Source organism: Lysinibacillus sp. G1-3 (assembly GCF_056322905.1).
The window spans coordinates 20,705-36,115 of the sequence record NZ_JBWHYQ010000033.1; the positions used below are offsets into that span (position 1 = coordinate 20,705).

Annotated in this window: 15 protein-coding genes, 1 tRNA gene and 1 rRNA gene; 2 read left to right on the forward strand and 15 right to left on the reverse strand. The window is 37.9% G+C overall.

What is annotated here, in order from left to right; genetic code table 11:
- Positions 1-294: 294 nt before the first annotated feature.
- From ACVYAD_RS24245 to groES, 5 genes are all read right to left on the reverse strand, one after another.
- On the reverse strand, positions 295-1,026 hold the full coding sequence (locus tag ACVYAD_RS24245) for a hypothetical protein (RefSeq protein WP_476428200.1): 732 nt from the start codon (positions 1,024-1,026) through the stop codon (positions 295-297).
- Positions 1,019-2,356 carry an AAA family ATPase gene (locus ACVYAD_RS24250; protein WP_476428201.1) on the reverse strand — a complete coding sequence of 446 codons (1,338 nt, stop codon included), beginning with the start codon at positions 2,354-2,356 and terminating at the stop codon, positions 1,019-1,021. Before ACVYAD_RS24250 ends, ACVYAD_RS24245 begins: the two co-directional genes overlap by 8 nt.
- Before the next feature lie 228 nt (positions 2,357-2,584).
- Entirely contained in the window at positions 2,585-2,950 is a 366-nt protein-coding gene (locus ACVYAD_RS24255) for a hypothetical protein (protein WP_476428202.1), read from the reverse strand.
- A gap of 320 nt (positions 2,951-3,270) precedes the next feature.
- A complete protein-coding gene (gene groL, locus ACVYAD_RS24260) occupies positions 3,271-4,902 on the reverse strand; it encodes a chaperonin GroEL (RefSeq protein WP_386830440.1) in 1,632 nt (543 codons plus the stop codon).
- 149 nt (positions 4,903-5,051) lie between these two features.
- Positions 5,052-5,336, reverse strand: coding sequence for a co-chaperone GroES (gene groES / locus ACVYAD_RS24265; protein WP_079563614.1), 285 nt, complete (start codon positions 5,334-5,336; stop codon positions 5,052-5,054).
- A gap of 172 nt (positions 5,337-5,508) precedes the next feature.
- Here groES and ACVYAD_RS24270 point away from each other — a divergent pair, with 172 nt between their 5' ends.
- Complete coding sequence (locus tag ACVYAD_RS24270) at positions 5,509-6,273, forward strand: CPBP family intramembrane glutamic endopeptidase (RefSeq protein ID WP_349662229.1); 765 nt, start codon at positions 5,509-5,511, stop codon at positions 6,271-6,273.
- A gap of 103 nt (positions 6,274-6,376) precedes the next feature.
- On the opposite strand, the gene tatC is transcribed toward ACVYAD_RS24270, so the two are convergent.
- The 3 genes from tatC to ACVYAD_RS24285 all read right to left on the reverse strand — a co-directional run bounded on the left by tatC (position 6,377) and on the right by ACVYAD_RS24285 (position 8,267).
- Positions 6,377-7,198, reverse strand: a complete 822-nt coding sequence (tatC, locus tag ACVYAD_RS24275; RefSeq protein ID WP_079563612.1) for a twin-arginine translocase subunit TatC — start codon at positions 7,196-7,198, stop codon at positions 6,377-6,379.
- A 17-nt stretch (positions 7,199-7,215) separates the two neighbouring features.
- Positions 7,216-7,401: a twin-arginine translocase TatA/TatE family subunit gene (locus tag ACVYAD_RS24280; protein ID WP_010857065.1), complete on the reverse strand. Its 186-nt coding sequence runs from the start codon at positions 7,399-7,401 to the stop codon at positions 7,216-7,218.
- Between the two features lie 230 nt (positions 7,402-7,631).
- Positions 7,632-8,267: a redox-sensing transcriptional repressor Rex gene (locus tag ACVYAD_RS24285; protein ID WP_079563611.1), complete on the reverse strand. Its 636-nt coding sequence runs from the start codon at positions 8,265-8,267 to the stop codon at positions 7,632-7,634.
- Between the two features lie 225 nt (positions 8,268-8,492).
- Here ACVYAD_RS24285 and ACVYAD_RS24290 point away from each other — a divergent pair, with 225 nt between their 5' ends.
- On the forward strand, positions 8,493-10,436 hold the full coding sequence (locus tag ACVYAD_RS24290) for an ABC-F family ATP-binding cassette domain-containing protein (RefSeq protein ID WP_349662245.1): 1,944 nt from the start codon (positions 8,493-8,495) through the stop codon (positions 10,434-10,436).
- A gap of 487 nt (positions 10,437-10,923) precedes the next feature.
- Here the strand turns inward: ACVYAD_RS24290 and tsaD are convergent, their stop codons facing one another.
- The 7 genes from tsaD to rrf form a co-directional block, all read right to left on the reverse strand.
- On the reverse strand, positions 10,924-11,943 hold the full coding sequence (tsaD, locus tag ACVYAD_RS24295; RefSeq protein ID WP_349662228.1) for a tRNA (adenosine(37)-N6)-threonylcarbamoyltransferase complex transferase subunit TsaD: 1,020 nt from the start codon (positions 11,941-11,943) through the stop codon (positions 10,924-10,926).
- Positions 11,940-12,392, reverse strand: a complete 453-nt coding sequence (gene rimI, locus ACVYAD_RS24300) for a ribosomal protein S18-alanine N-acetyltransferase (RefSeq protein ID WP_349662227.1) — start codon at positions 12,390-12,392, stop codon at positions 11,940-11,942. Before rimI ends, tsaD begins: the two co-directional genes overlap by 4 nt.
- Positions 12,385-13,092: a tRNA (adenosine(37)-N6)-threonylcarbamoyltransferase complex dimerization subunit type 1 TsaB gene (gene tsaB, locus ACVYAD_RS24305; protein WP_349662226.1), complete on the reverse strand. Its 708-nt coding sequence runs from the start codon at positions 13,090-13,092 to the stop codon at positions 12,385-12,387. Before tsaB ends, rimI begins: the two co-directional genes overlap by 8 nt.
- Entirely contained in the window at positions 13,089-13,538 is a 450-nt protein-coding gene (gene tsaE, locus ACVYAD_RS24310; protein ID WP_349662244.1) for a tRNA (adenosine(37)-N6)-threonylcarbamoyltransferase complex ATPase subunit type 1 TsaE, read from the reverse strand. Before tsaE ends, tsaB begins: the two co-directional genes overlap by 4 nt.
- A 444-nt stretch (positions 13,539-13,982) precedes the next feature.
- On the reverse strand, positions 13,983-14,318 hold the full coding sequence (locus ACVYAD_RS24315) for a hypothetical protein (RefSeq protein WP_349662225.1): 336 nt from the start codon (positions 14,316-14,318) through the stop codon (positions 13,983-13,985).
- A 350-nt stretch (positions 14,319-14,668) separates the two neighbouring features.
- A tRNA-Asp gene (locus tag ACVYAD_RS24320) sits at positions 14,669-14,744 on the reverse strand.
- Positions 14,745-15,287: 543 nt separating this feature from the next.
- Positions 15,288-15,403 (reverse strand): 5S ribosomal RNA (gene rrf / locus ACVYAD_RS24325).
- Positions 15,404-15,411 lie beyond the last annotated feature (8 nt).

Consider the following 15,411-nt stretch of genomic DNA (forward strand, 5'->3'; position numbering starts at 1 on the left):
ACCATTTGTGCAATTTTGAAATGCATAGATTATATAAAAAGTTCTACACTATTGCTGATTGTAGTGGAAGGCTACTTGACTCCCGTGGGAAAGCGAGACAGGCGAGACCCCGCACGAAGCGAAGCGGAGGAAGCGGCTCGACGCTCGCTCACAGGAATCTCTGCTCTGTGCGAAAGCGTAGCGGCAGCGACAAAGCGAGTAGCCTGGAACGGACATCATCATTCACAAAGATTACCTTAGCCATTTTGTTTTTCAGCACTATGCAATGCCCTCCACTGTACATCGGAGGGCATTTTATTGTACATCTGATTTAATCATCTCAAATAATAACGGTACATTCGTTCCGCGTTGTAACGAATTGCAGCCCTCCATTAAAAATGACCAGCTCATTTTCATTTTTTCTTTATACGGAAGCTCTGCATTAACTGGAAGATAGTCTTTTAAAAACTCTTCTATGGAACTCGATAAATTGTCCATAAATTCATCTGCCTTTTGCACCTTTTCCGTTGCTATTTCATTGCGCTCATTCCAAAGTACATGCTCTAAGTTTGTAGAAAAATAAAATAGCTGGTACGGTATTCTTAATCGCTGAATGCTAAAATGATCATTCGCCACAAGGATTTTGGCATTACTCGCCTTCATTTCATTTCGTTGCTCGATTTGTTCCTTACGCTTCTCAGTTTTCACCAATATTGCATCTTCTGTATAGTATAGTTTTTGCTCAATATCTTCCTTCACTTTTACAAATTCTGGGTCAATAAAACAACCGTCTGCATCGGTAATATGAACAACAGCAGTTAAATCCTTCGCTAAAAACTTATACTTTTGCAAATAGTTCTGAATCACTCGCGTAACACTATTTTTAATATTAGGTATTCGTTTATTGGCATCCCACTTCGTTAAAATATCCTCCCGTTGTACATCGAAGCGAATCGTAGAATTTGCAAAATGTTCATCTAGATAATCCTCTAAAACAATTTGCTCCGTCTGCCCCTCTACAATGATTAAAAGAACTTTTTTAGTCACGCTGGACACCCGCTTTTCTAAAGGCACGCTTAATTTTAAATATCTTCGTTTCTTTATAAACCTCTTCATCCTGTCCGCCCAACTGAATTGCACGTAAATAAACATCTCGAGCATTATTTACCTCTTTAATACCTTTTAGCTGCATATAACGACGTTCCTCGTTCGTTGTCGTAAACCATAAGTTTTTAATAGCAAGCACCTCTAACACGCGTAGATTATGAGACGTAAAAATAAGCTGGCCTTTTCCGTCCTCATCAATCACTGTTAACAACTCGCCTAATAAATATTCAAAAACACCAGAATCTAATTCATCAATTACTACACAAGCATTTGGGTTATTATAAACGGCAATGAGCACACTGAGTACAGAAATAATTTTCAAAATTCCTTCTGACTCTGTCCGTAGTGGTAATTCACGCTCCCCACGCTGTGATAAAAATTCAAAACGGACTCCTTTTTCTCCATTATCCATCGTTTGTTTTGTAATGACATTAATCTTAATAGTCAGACCCGGAATAATTGCTGATAATACACGATTACTTTGTTCTATTACTTCACATAACACATTAAACGTATCCTCTGGTAATAACGCTGGTCCTTTCAAATTGTAAGGGATAGAACCACGAGTTTTTTCTAGATGGATACTAAATGGCATGCTGCGCTCCTCAAATAATGGTGCGATATTTTGATTATTAACAACATGTAGATCTCGATTAAAATCTATTGCTAAATTATGAAGTAATTGCATTTCTAGCTCTGACAATCTGTCTTGTAATAATGGCTTTAAATCTTTGTGAAAGATAAAGGACATATACTGTTTTTTAGATAGTTGATGAATGACTAGTAATTGGATACGCGTTTTTTCATTCATATCAGAAAGATTAGCTTTACGTAGTTGTATGTCTTCCTCTGTAACATTAATCAGAATCTTTGAACGCTTACCTTTCTCATTCTCTCTGTAAGCTATACGTTCAACCGTTGTGTACAATCTGTTTTGATCTTCTTTTAACTCTACATAATAATTGAGATAAAACGTGCCAAATTGATTTTCTACAAGAAACTCGAACTCAATACTTGCCGTATCCTCTCCTGCCATAATTAATCTCTTTTCCTGAGACGGTAATTTTATTTCAGTAATCCAGCCGGAGATCAGTGCCTTTAACAAGCCAAATGCATCAACAATAGTTGTTTTCCCTGAACCGTTTTGTCCGTATAAACCTACAACGTTAGCCTTAAAAAATGTCTCAAAATTCACCGTTAAAACAATTTCACCATGTCGCACATTTCGTAAATTTTGTATCTTAATTTTCTTGATTTTTATAATGGCCATTTATCTAAACATCCTTTAAATAATATTTTCTTCTATTATAATTAAATTTGATATATTTTATAACATTTTCTAATTTAATGTATTATACCTTTGTCAATTATTCACTTAGTTTAATGCCTACAACGATCATAATAGTAGGCATATGTTAGAGAAGAAAAACGAAGAAAGGTGTGTTTCATTGGTCAATCCTAATTTAAATCCCGACGATATTGATGTTAATATTCCGTTTCACCCTAGCATGCCTTCCGGTAACCCATTTCCACCTTTAAATCCGTTACCATATCCGCCGCGCCCTCCGCAGCCATATCCGCCGCAACCATATCCACCACGTCCTCCACAGCCATATCCGCCGCAACCATATCCACCACGTCCTCCACAGCCATATCCGCCGCAACCATATCCACCACGTCCTCCACGACCATATCCGCCGCAACCATATCCACCACGTCCTCCACAGCCATATCCGCCGCAACCATATCCGCCACGTCCTCCACAGCCATATCCGCCGCAACCATATCCACCACGTCCGATGCCATTTCCAGGCGGGCAATATCCTGGCTTACCAGGGTTACCGGGCTTAAACCTACCAGGCATGTAGATTTTTACCTGACATATTTGGAAGTCTAAGATCAATAACTATAGCAAAAAGGCTATCCAGAAGTTCAAATATGAACTAATGGATAACCTTTTTATAAATTAATATTTAATATGTCACACCAACAGAGTTAAAGCGGGTGCCAAACAATTATGAAAAGAAAATTACATACACTCAAGGAGGAAATTCCCATCCTAAAAAGGGGATACATATTCTTTACGGAAAACCAGCTTTGATCAGAGATTTACTGATAAATATTCACTAAAGCATGAAAAACACTTCTCAAATTTGAGAAGTGTTTTTGTGCTAGAGCCGTAGATTACATCATCCCCGGCATGCCGCCCATACCAGACATATCTGGCATTGCTGATGCTGGTTCTGGAATATCTGCTACTACTGCTTCTGTTGTTAAGAATAGAGCTGCTACAGATGCTGCGTTTTGTAAAGCTGAACGAGTTACTTTCGCTGGGTCTACTACGCCCGCTTCAATCATGTTTACCCATTCGCCTGTCGCAGCGTTGAAACCTACACCGATTGCTTCACGTTTTAGACGATCCACAATAATTGAGCCTTCAAGACCTGCGTTGTTTGCGATTTGACGTACTGGCTCTTCTAAAGCACGTAGAACAATTTTCACACCTGTTGCTACGTCGCCTTCTTCTGCATCCGCAACTTTTTCAACTGCTGCATATACGTTAAGAAGTGCAGTACCACCACCTGATACAATACCTTCTTCAACTGCTGCACGAGTTGAGTTAAGAGCATCTTCAATGCGAAGTTTGCGTTCTTTTAGTTCTGTTTCTGTTGCAGCACCAACTTTGATTACTGCTACGCCACCTGCTAATTTTGCAAGGCGTTCTTGTAATTTTTCTTTATCGAATTCTGAAGTTGTTTCAGCAAGCTGAGCACGGATTTGACCAATACGGCCTTCGATTGCATCTGCACCGCCAACACCTTCTACGATTGTTGTATTATCTTTTGTCACAACCACTTTTGCAGCTCGACCAAGTGATGTAATATCAGCTGATTTAAGATCTAAGCCTAATTCTTCTGTAATTACTTGACCACCTGTTAAAATTGCGATATCTTCTAGCATTGCTTTACGACGGTCACCAAATCCTGGAGCTTTAACCGCTACAGCATTGAATGTACCACGAAGCTTGTTCACTACAAGTGTTGCAAGAGCTTCCCCTTCAACATCTTCAGCAATGATTAACAGTGGACGACCTTGTTGTACTACTTGTTCCAATAATGGTAATACTTCTTGGATGTTTGTAATTTTTTTATCAGTAATTAAAATATATGGATTATCTAATACAGCTTCCATTTTATCTGTATCTGTTACCATGTAGTGTGATGCATACCCACGGTCGAATTGCATACCTTCAACTACATCAAGCTCAGTTGTGAAGCCTTTAGATTCTTCAATTGTAATAACTCCGTCGTTACCCACACGTTCCATTGCTTCTGCAATTAACTGCCCTACTTCATCATCAGCAGCAGAGATAGCCGCAACCTGTGCGATTTCCTCTTTGTTGCTTACTGGACGAGAAATAGCGTTTAATTCTGTAAGGGCCGCTACAACTGCTTTGTCAATCCCTTTACGAATGCCTACAGGATTTGCACCAGCTGTTACGTTTTTTAAGCCTTCACGAATAATAGCTTGAGCTAATACTGTTGCAGTTGTTGTACCGTCACCAGCAATCTCGTTCGTTTTAGAAGCAACTTCTGCTACTAATTTTGCACCCATGTTTTCGTATGGATTTTCTAGCTCAATTTCTTTTGCAATTGTTACACCATCATTTGTAATAAGTGGTGAACCGAATTTTTTTTCTAAAACTACGTTACGACCTTTTGGCCCTAGAGTAATTTTTACCGCGTTTGCTAATTTATCTACACCTTGTAGCATTAATGAACGAGCGTCTTCTGAGAATTTAATATCTTTTGCCATTTGAATTTACCCTCCTGGAATGGAATATTCGTTAAGCTTCATCAATATATTTATAAAAATTTCGCCATACTGTCATTGTCACCTATTCATTTGTTTATTTGTGACAATGACTAAAGGTATTAACTTTAATAAACTAAAAAAGTATGAACTTATTCAATAATTGCAAGAATATCGCTTTCGCGTAAAATTAGGTACTCATTACCTTCATATTTAACTTCTGTACCAGAGTATTTAGAGAAAATAATGCGGTCGTCAACTTTAACGTCAAGCTCTACACGTTGTCCGTTCTCTAATATACGACCTGTCCCAACTGCTACAATTTTACCTTCTTGTGGCTTTTCTTTTGCAGAGTCTGGCAGTACAATACCGAATGCAGATTTTTCTTCTACCTCGATTAGTTCGATTACAATACGATCTCCTAGTGGTCTTAACAAGTGAAACAACCTCCTATTAATTAAGTATAAGATTAAGTCTATTAGCACTCTACCCATACGAGTGCTAATACAATTATTATGATAATCAATCACACTTTTTTTTGCAAGTCAGAACTTCGAAAAATTTTGTTTTCTTTCCATATTCCTCTACAATAGAAAGGTAGCATAATGAATGGAAAGGATTTTGACTGTGAACAATTCTACAAAAATAAGTAAGCATAAAAAAACAGCCCTTTATGTTTTAGTGATTTATATCATCATGCATTTATCAGGGATATTGCTAGCAAAACCGTTTCACAAGCTTGTTATGAGTACAACTGGTTTACCTAGCGAACAAGCTGCTCCGCTTACGCAAGGCTGGTATATTGCGCTTAGCTTTGCCATTGCGTTAATTCTAAGCTTAATCCTAACATCTCGCGATAAAGCGTTTTGGGATATTTATAAAGGGAAGAAAGAAACGATACCACTGTCAATTATGTGGGGAATTATTGGTTTCTTCTTAGTTTTCTTCGGCCAAATGATTGGCGCAGCGATCGAAATGGCTATATTCGGTATCCAAGGTGGATCGCAAAACACAGCTGATATTGTAGCTATTGCAAAAGGTGCTCCTATTGCGATATTAGCCATAGTTGTTTTTGGACCCATATTAGAAGAGTTCGTCTTCCGTCGTGTTATTTTCGGATCGCTTGTCCAAACAACTAATTTCTGGATAGCTGGTATAGTAAGTGCCATTTTCTTTGCTCTTATTCATATGGACTTCTCACATATCTTGCTTTATACAATTTGTGGATTGATCTTTGCCTTCTTATATCACAAAACAAAACGCATTTGGACGTCCATTATCGCCCATGTCATGCTGAACGGTTTTGTGACACTTGTACAATTGTATGCAGAACCATTGCAAAAGTTTCTTCAAGAACTAGAAAAAATGCAATAAAAATCAGCGGGTGTTTAGACACCCGCCGAAAAGAAGTTAAATTTATCTGTATCTATCACGACGAAAAAGCTCGATGCTACTAATTAGCATCGAGCTTCTATTATTATTGATTCAGTTCTTCGATTTGACGTCTCTGCTGTTCAAGTGCCTCTTCTATCTGACGTTTTTGCTCAGCTTCTTGTTCTTCTTTCATTCGCATTTCCTCTGATTTTAAGTATTTCTTATAGCCAATACGAGAAATCATAATGCTAATTTCATAAAGAACAAACAATGGTACTGAAACCATTAAGTGCGAAGCTAATTCAGGTGGCGCGATTAGTGCAGCACATACAAATAAACCAAAGTATGAATACTTACGAATACGAATTAGTAACTCAGGAGATAAAATCCCAATACGTGAAAAGAACAAGACTACAATCGGTAATTGGAAAAGGAAACCAAAAGGTATTGTAAGCTTAAATAAAAACGAAAAATATTCATGTATGCCAATTGTTTGTTGAATTTCTAAATCGTTTGATAAATTCATCATAAACTTTATGACATAAGGGAATAGTAAAAAATATGAAAAAGACAGCCCTGCTAAAAACAATAAAAATGAATACGGTATATAGCTTAAAGTCGCTTTTCGTTCTACATCCCTTAATCCCGGGCTAATAAAAGCCCACAATTGATACATCAATACCGGTGAGGATAGGATAAATGCTATTAAAAAAACTACTTGGATATAAATTGCAAGTGGTGTTACTACATCAAATGCATGGAGCTCTATATTGTAATTCGCTCCAGTACTTTGAAGATATTTAACAAGCGGCTTTGCAACAAAGAAGCCGCCAGCCATAGCTAGAACAAAGAAAACGGCAACAATGAAAAGCCGTTTTCTTAATTCTTCTATATGTTCAATGACAGTTAGATCTCTTGGATTCATTCCTCAAACATCCTAACTTACTTATCTAATTCTTTCTTTTTCTTGTCATCATCATCTTCGTCGGCTAAACCTTTAGTAGCATTTTTGAATTCACGTAATGTTGAACCAAATGCTTTACCAAGCTCTGGTAACTTTTTAGGACCAAAAATTAGTAATGCGACAATTCCGATAATAATGAGGCTCATAGGACCAATACCACCCATTAAAGCCACCTCCTCTTTATATCCATCATTTTAACGCATATTTCGCCATTTTGCTAACTAATTATATGTGAAAGTTTTTCGTCATTCTCTCAATTTTATACTTACTTCATTTAACAGAAACTGTGAGCTATGCTATCAATTATGCCTAGGTCTAATTGCGTCCTAAGGCTTTAACTTCTTTCAGCGGGCGTTTGTACACCCGCTGAAAGAAGTTAAATTATGTACAATGATCACTCTTCCTGATTACGAATTAAATAAATAAGCGCCTGCAACTCTACCGACAAATCAATTGTTAAAAGTTGCATTTTATCTGGTACAGTAATACGCTCTGGCGTAAAGTTCAAAATTCCTTTTGCGTTCATCACTGCTAATCTATCAGCCATTTTCTGTGCAGAGCGTGGTGAAACTGTTAAAATTGCAAGTTCCGCTCCATATTCCGCATATTTTTCTTCCAATAAGTCAGGGTGAAAAACAGGAATATTGCTAATCATTTTCCCTTCTTTTGGGGCCTTCGAGTCAAATGCAACAACGATATGAGTATTGTGGTTTTTTTGAAAATTATATTTTAATAAAGCACTACCTAAATTCCCTACACCAATTAACGCAACCTTTGTCGCTTCATGTTGATCGAGCGTTTGGCTAAAAAATTGTAAGAGATGCTGCACATCATAGCCATATCCCTTTTTCCCAAGAGCACCAAAATAAGAAAAATCTCGGCGAATAGTTGCAGAATCAATTTTCATCGCTTCACTTAGTTCCTTCGACGAAATGCGTTCCATGCCTTCTTGTGCAAAGTTTTGGATAAAACGATAGTAAAGAGGAAGTCTTTTCGTAGTGGCTTGTGGAATTTTCAATTCTTGTTTCAAACTTTTTCCTCCTTAAAATGTATCAAGTTCTATTTATGATACAGACTTTATATTTCTAAATTTATAATATTCACTGGAGGATTTCCCTTTATTTAATGGCGCTTTTACGCCACTAAATAAAGGGAAATCGTTTCAATCTTACATGACAGCTTGGAATAAGTAAAGCATCGACATTGCAAGCCAATCGCTCATCCATTACACTAAGGAAGAATTGAGGTGTCAAGAATGATTGTTTTACAGGTCAATCAACTATATAAATCCTTCATTGCAGATGAAATTTTAAGTGGCGTAAAATTAGAAGTTCAACATCGTGACCGAGTTGCATTAGTAGGTCGTAACGGTGCGGGTAAATCCACTTTACTTAAAATTATTGCTGGTCAAATGTCATATGACTCTGGCGATATTATTATCCCGAAAGGTATACAAATCGGATACTTAGAGCAGCATGCTGGTTTAAACTCGACATTGTCGATTTGGGATGAAATGATGACAATTTTTGAGCCGCTTATTGCCCAAGAACAAACGCTACGGTCATTAGAACAACAAATGGCCGACCCAGCTGTTTATGAAAACCCTACTATATATGCAAAAATAATGTCTGAATACGATCATTTACAGCATAATTTTAAGGATGCGGGTGGCTATCAATATGAATCGGATACACGATCTGTGCTTCATGGTATGCAGTTTTATCCTGAGGATTACCAAAAGTCAATTAGCTCACTATCAGGGGGACAACGGACTCGGTTAGCACTTGCTAAGCTTCTTTTAAGTAAGCCTGACCTATTAATCCTTGATGAACCTACTAACCATTTAGATATTGAAACCCTTTCTTGGTTGGAATCATATTTAAAGGGTTATGAAGGGGCTATTCTAATTGTTTCCCATGACCGCTACTTCTTAGACCAGGTTGTTTCCATTGTCTACGAAGTATCTCGTCATCGCGTCACAAAATATACAGGCAATTATAGTGCCTATTTAGATGAGAAAGCGAAAACTTATGAGCGTGATTTGAAGCTATATGAACGTCAGCAAGATGAAAAGGCCAAGCTTGAGGAATTTATTCAAAAAAATATTGCTCGTGCTTCTACTACAAAAATGGCACAAAGTCGTCGTAAAATGCTCGAACGAACAGAATGGATGGACTCTCCAGAAGGTGATGAAAAGTCAGCAAGTTTCGGTTTTACAATTGAACGTCAAAGTGGTAACGATGTATTATCTATCGATGACTTAACGATAGGTTATGGCGATAAGAAAATATCAAGTGGCATCACACTACGCACTTTCCGAGAAGATCGCATTGCACTTGTTGGACCAAATGGTGTTGGTAAATCCACTTTATTAAAAACCATTGTCAAAGATTTGCTACCATTCACTGGAGAAATTCGCTATGGTACAAATGTTCAAATTGGTTACTATGATCAAGAGCAGGCAAAGCTATCGAGCAATAAAAGTGTTCTAAAAGAGCTATGGGATGAATGGCCTTTAATGAATGAAAAAGATATTCGCACAGTGCTAGGCCGCTTCTTATTCAGTGGAGTTGATGTAGATAAAACCGTGTCGTCTTTATCTGGTGGAGAAAAGGCCAGACTTGCATTAGCTAAGTTGATGATGCAAAAGGCAAATCTCTTAATTCTTGATGAGCCTACCAATCACTTAGACTTAGATAGTAAAGAGATACTGGAAAACGCACTTATTGATTATCCTGGAACGCTCTTATTCGTATCGCATGACCGATATTTTATCAATCGAATCGCTACTAAAGTAATCGAACTGTCTGGTGATGGTTCCTTTGAGTACTTAGGTGACTATGATTATTATCTTGAGAAAAAACAAGAGTTACTAGAAATCGCCCAAATGAAGGCTGCTGCTCAACCTCAAGCGCAAGCTGATGTACCTGAGAAAATCTCTACCTCTAAAATTGATAAAGAGGCTAAAAAACGAGAACGTCAAATTAGACGCACGCTTGAGGAACTAGAAGGGAAAATGCAGCAAGAAAATCTTGAAATAGCTCGCTTAGAGGAAGCTCTTTGTGATCCTGAGATTTTCACAGACCACGAAAAAATCACACAGCTCCAGGATGAATTATCCACTTCTAAAGAACAGTACGAGTTATTTGAAATGGAATGGCTTGAGCTAAGTGAGGAACTTGAAAATATTACCTTATAACATCCCCTACCGAACTTCTATCTTTACGGTGGTAGTATTGTAAAGCCATGTGCCTTGTCACATGGCTTTTTCCTTTACTACTTTACTCGTCTTCATTTTTCATATATATTGGTCAAGTGCTATTTTTCGACAAAAAATGCCCACAACTTTATTCACACTATAAAACTAGTAATACCAACATATCAACAGACTTTTCCACATTGTCCACAATTCAAAAATATTTTATTCACATGATTCTGTGCAAAATAGGCTACTATATATTGAATAATCACAAGTTATGCACAAGTTATCAACATTTTGTGCATAAGTACGGATGTTCGCTCTTTTATTTTCGTCTTGCCTGTGGATAATTTTCTGAAAAATTTGTCAACTAATAAGATTTATATTTTCATATGTTCACTGTTTTCTCAACATTTTTTTCATAAAAGCAAAAAAGAGGTGTTTTAGAATTAAATCTAAAAAACCTCTTTCTCTATAGTGAAAGAATTTACACCCAGGATTTTAACTCCATTCCAGGGCGACCGTTCATTGATAAATTGCCTCGAATATTCGTTTCAAACATAGGTGTTGCTGCTGCCCCTATCATAGCGGCATTATCTGTACACAGCTTTAATGGCGGTACATACAGCGGGATACCTTCTTCCGCAAAAACAGACTCAAGTGATGTACGTAAGCCTTTATTTGCCGCTACACCTCCAGCTGCAATAACTTGTTTCACTTTATATTCACGTGCTGCCCGTAATGTTTTAGCTGTTAGCACTTCAACTACGCTATCCTGAAATCCTTTGGCTACGGCAGTCGGAGAAATCTCCTCTCCACGCTGATCCATATTATGCTTATAATTAATAACTGCTGATTTTAAACCGCTAAAGCTAAAATCATAAGAATCTTCCTCTAACCACACTCGTGGGAAGGTTACAGCCTCATCTCCCTCGTGTGCTAGCTTGTCAATACGTGGACCACCTGGATACGGTAAGCCTAAAACACGTGCAACCTTATCATAAGCTTCACCGGCTGCATCATCTCTCGTTTCACCAATGACTTCAAAAGATCCATGTTCTTTCATATAAACTAGCTCTGTATGGCCACCTGATACAACTAGTGCTAATAATGGGAATTCCATCGGCTGCACGAGTGCGTTAGCATATATATGTCCAGCTATATGATGCACACCGATTATCGGTAAATCATTGGCAAATGCAAAAGCCTTCGCTGCATTAATCCCAATTAACAATGCACCTACAAGACCTGGACCTTCAGTAACTGCCACAGCGTCTAAATCAGTTGGCTTCATATTTGCCTGTGCTAATGCTTCTTCAATAACCACTGTAATTTGCTCAACATGATGACGAGAGGCAATTTCAGGTACAACCCCACCAAATCGTTTATGACTTTCTATTTGAGATGCAACCACATTTGAAACAATTTCAGTGCCATTTCGAATAATCGCTGCTGCTGTTTCATCACAGCTTGATTCTATTGCTAATATAATTCGATCTTCCATCATAAATTCACCCACATGACAAGGGCATCCTCCCCGTTATCTGTATAATAGCCTTTACGTATGCCACCGTCTTGGAAATCAAGCTTTCGATAAAGATTTTGAGCAACTGTATTTGTCACTCGTACCTCTAAACTCATGACTTCCATACTATGGTCTTTCGCAATACGCATTGCCTCTCGCATTAATCCTTCACCAATTCCGTGACCGCGAGCAGCATCTATAACGGCTACGTTCGTAATTTGCGCTGCGTCTATAACCATCCACATGCCACAAAAACCGATAATGTTATTATATTCATCTATAGCTAGCACATAATGTGCATACTGATTTTCATGCACTTCATAATAAAAAGAGTCTAACGTCCATGGCGTAGAAAATGTAGCAAGCTCAATTTCATACACTACTGGGACATCTTCAGATACCATTTTACGATATATTACATTACTACTCATGTGCCTTCTCCTTTTGTTCCTTCAGCCAATTCGCCTCCGCCTCTGCAATACGTTTGTATTGCGGGACAAAATGATGAACAGCCTCCACACTTGGTAGCTCCACTTTCGTCGCTAATCGAACTGTTTCACTTGCTCTTGGCAAGTCATGACTAAACGGTATGCGTTGAGCATAGTCACCTAACACCTCTACGATTTTATACCAAAAAATATCTACATCTACTCCAACAAATAAAATCGGTGCCTCTAAAGCCTGTAAACGCTCTAATAAGCCATCAATATGATCGTGATAATCATCTATAATTGTTTCAAGCTCACGACCTTTATAAACGGCCGTATAAACATTGCCTCTTCGCGCATCAAAAATAGGACAAATAAATCCATCATATAGTGCTGCATTTGCGGCTAATGACTTTAAGCTAGATATTCCAACTAAAGGCTTTTTCAATGTCCATGCTAATGTTTTTGCAAGCGTCACACCTATTCGTACACCTGTATAAGAACCAGGTCCTTCTGATACAGCAATCGCATCCAACTCGCTTGGCTTTATGCCAGCGTTTGCTAGCACTTCTTCAATGGCTGGCATAGCACCTGCCGAATGCGTTAATTTTATATTTTGTACAATCTCTGCGACCACTTTACCGTCCCTTATTACAGCAATAGAAAGTGGTGCATTCGCAGTTTCAATCCCTAACCAAATCATTTCATTAGCTCCTCACATAATGCCTCATATCGCTTTCCAAGAGGTGTTAATACAAATCGTCGTTGATTTTCTCCCATTCGGTATATTTCTATTCCAAGGCGCTCCTGTGGTAAATCCTGTTCAATCAAATGAGCCCACTCGACAACTGATACCGCATCACCATAAAATAGTTCGTCCCATCCAAGGTCTTCATCGCTTTCTGCTAAACGATAAACATCTAAATGATTAAATGGTAAACGCCCCTCATATTGCTTTACAATCGTAAACGTCGGGCTATTGACTGTCCTCTTCACACCAAGCCCCTTCGCTAATGCTTTCGTAAATGTCGTCTTGCCAGCGCCCAAATCACCCTCTAATGTAATTGTATCCTGGGCTTCTAGTAAGCTTGCTAGCTTCAGCGCAAAATGCTCAGTATCATCAAGTGAATTCATTATTTTTTCATACATCATCTCTTTTTCCTCTCCTAGCTCCATTACTTCTAGTTTACCGAAACAAGCGTAAATGTTCAAAGCATCCAATGGATTTTAAAAAAAACAATTACACCTTGGTGTAATTGTTGCAGCTTGTCGACAAAAAGAATATAAATTACTGTATATCGAATTAACAAAAGTGATATTCACTCAGGTTGGTGCTCATCATAGGATGAGTCGTTAAGGTGAAACTACTAATCAATTATGCCTCGGCATAATTGCGTCCAGAATCAGCTTTGGCATAAGGGCAGGTTTGCCTATTTTTATACAAGGCAAACCTATTAGATTGCTAGAGAAAAACGAGATCATTTCAACGTCACTACGTCAATAGCTTAAGACAATTAGCCTTGGTGTAATTATCGCTATCGCTACTAAAACATGTGCAAAATGAAGAGACAACATCCTTATAAAAAGAAGTGCTTATTTTTTTTTACCCTTTATCTCACTTATCTCTTTTTTAACCAATTTATCATCTTTAAATTGTACATTATAAGCTTTTGTCATAAGTATTTCATCATTCCAGCGGAATTGATCTTTTTTCAATGTTTCTCCTGCTCCCCCTGCAATTTTTACTACCTCCATATATGTCATACCTTCTTTTATTTTTTCAAATTCTGCTTCATTCATATTTTTTTGCCAGTGGTACGCATTGGATTCCTCAATATCTAAGATAGGATCTCCACAGCCTACTAGTATTACAGCAGCACCTATGAGCAAGCTTATATTAAGACGTTTTATGTAATAATAATTTCTCATGTAACACCTCCAAATCTTTTTCACACGAGAGAAATCGATAATCATCGTCATTTTTATAGTTAATGCCCTATTTGTTAGATTTATTACCCAGCTCATTATTTCTATCACTCTTCATCAACTGTAGTGAAACGTAATGGTAAGGTTTCTATGCTACCCCCTACAAGCACTATAGGGTCTTTTCTAGTCTGTTTTATGCAGGGGTTCGAGGTATTCACCTCCATCTTAAATTGTATTGCATATTATAAATAATATTTTTAGAAATTATACATATCCACTAATTTCCTTATAATAACAATAAAAAAAGTTCTTATGATTTAAAAGCATCATAAGAACTATATTATCAATTATAATGGCGGTCCCGACCGGGATCGAACCGGCGATCTCCTGCGTGACAGGCAGGCATGTTAACCGCTACACCACGGGACCTCTTTAAGACATTTATAAATATATCATATATAATTAAGGTATGCAATACTTTTTTATATATTTTTTTATTTTTATATTCTCTATCTTTTACGTATCGACTTTGCAAATCTATTATGTCGACGCAAGATTGGATTTGGCTTATGCCTGCAGATTTGTTGCGTAGAAGCGAAGCGGCAGCACAACATGAGGAGCGACACGAAATCGGTCATTTCGGTAATGCCACAGGACGTGGCGTTTTTAGCCTGAGCTCCCCTATTTCAGGGGGGTGTTTGCCCCCCCTGAAAAGCAGCTTAAAATCGCATTCCTCTCACTATATATAGAGGTAGGAAAGTTTTGTATCTGACGCTATACTTACGGTTTGTAACTAATGTTTCACTTTTGCTACGAAAACACTCTTGCTGAAAAAAGAAAGGAGGTAAATATAAAAAGAGCAGCTACAATACTAGTGTTTTGTAGTCGCTCTTTACATTGTTTCATCGTCTACAGCTTTAGCTTCTTGTCTATAATAAAAAAACAGCCAGCACACAGCTGACTGTTTACATTGCCTAGCGACGTCCTACTCTCACAGGGGGAAGCCCCCAACTACCATCGGCGCTAAAGAGCTTAACTTCCGTGTTCGGTATGGGAACGGGTGTGACCTCTTTGCCATCATCACTAGACTATTGTC

Bases quoted from the DNA above. Each gene is read 5' to 3' on its own strand.
- ACVYAD_RS24250 (WP_476428201.1), bottom strand. From the start codon at position 2,356: ATGGCCATTATAAAAATCAAGAAAATTAAGATACAAAATTTACGAAAT.
- ACVYAD_RS24255 (WP_476428202.1), bottom strand. From the start codon at position 2,950: ATGCCTGGTAGGTTTAAGCCCGGTAACCCTGGTAAGCCAGGATATTGC.
- groL (WP_386830440.1), bottom strand. From the start codon at position 4,902: ATGGCAAAAGATATTAAATTCTCAGAAGACGCTCGTTCATTAATGCTA.
- ACVYAD_RS24270 (WP_349662229.1), top strand. From the start codon at position 5,509: ATGGAAAGGATTTTGACTGTGAACAATTCTACAAAAATAAGTAAGCAT.
- tatC (WP_079563612.1), bottom strand. From the start codon at position 7,198: ATGAATCCAAGAGATCTAACTGTCATTGAACATATAGAAGAATTAAGA.
- ACVYAD_RS24280 (WP_010857065.1), bottom strand. From the start codon at position 7,401: ATGGGTGGTATTGGTCCTATGAGCCTCATTATTATCGGAATTGTCGCA.
- ACVYAD_RS24290 (WP_349662245.1), top strand. From the start codon at position 8,493: ATGATTGTTTTACAGGTCAATCAACTATATAAATCCTTCATTGCAGAT.
- tsaD (WP_349662228.1), bottom strand. From the start codon at position 11,943: ATGATGGAAGATCGAATTATATTAGCAATAGAATCAAGCTGTGATGAA.
- rimI (WP_349662227.1), bottom strand. From the start codon at position 12,392: ATGAGTAGTAATGTAATATATCGTAAAATGGTATCTGAAGATGTCCCA.
- tsaB (WP_349662226.1), bottom strand. From the start codon at position 13,092: ATGATTTGGTTAGGGATTGAAACTGCGAATGCACCACTTTCTATTGCT.
- tsaE (WP_349662244.1), bottom strand. From the start codon at position 13,538: ATGTATGAAAAAATAATGAATTCACTTGATGATACTGAGCATTTTGCG.
- ACVYAD_RS24315 (WP_349662225.1), bottom strand. From the start codon at position 14,318: ATGAGAAATTATTATTACATAAAACGTCTTAATATAAGCTTGCTCATA.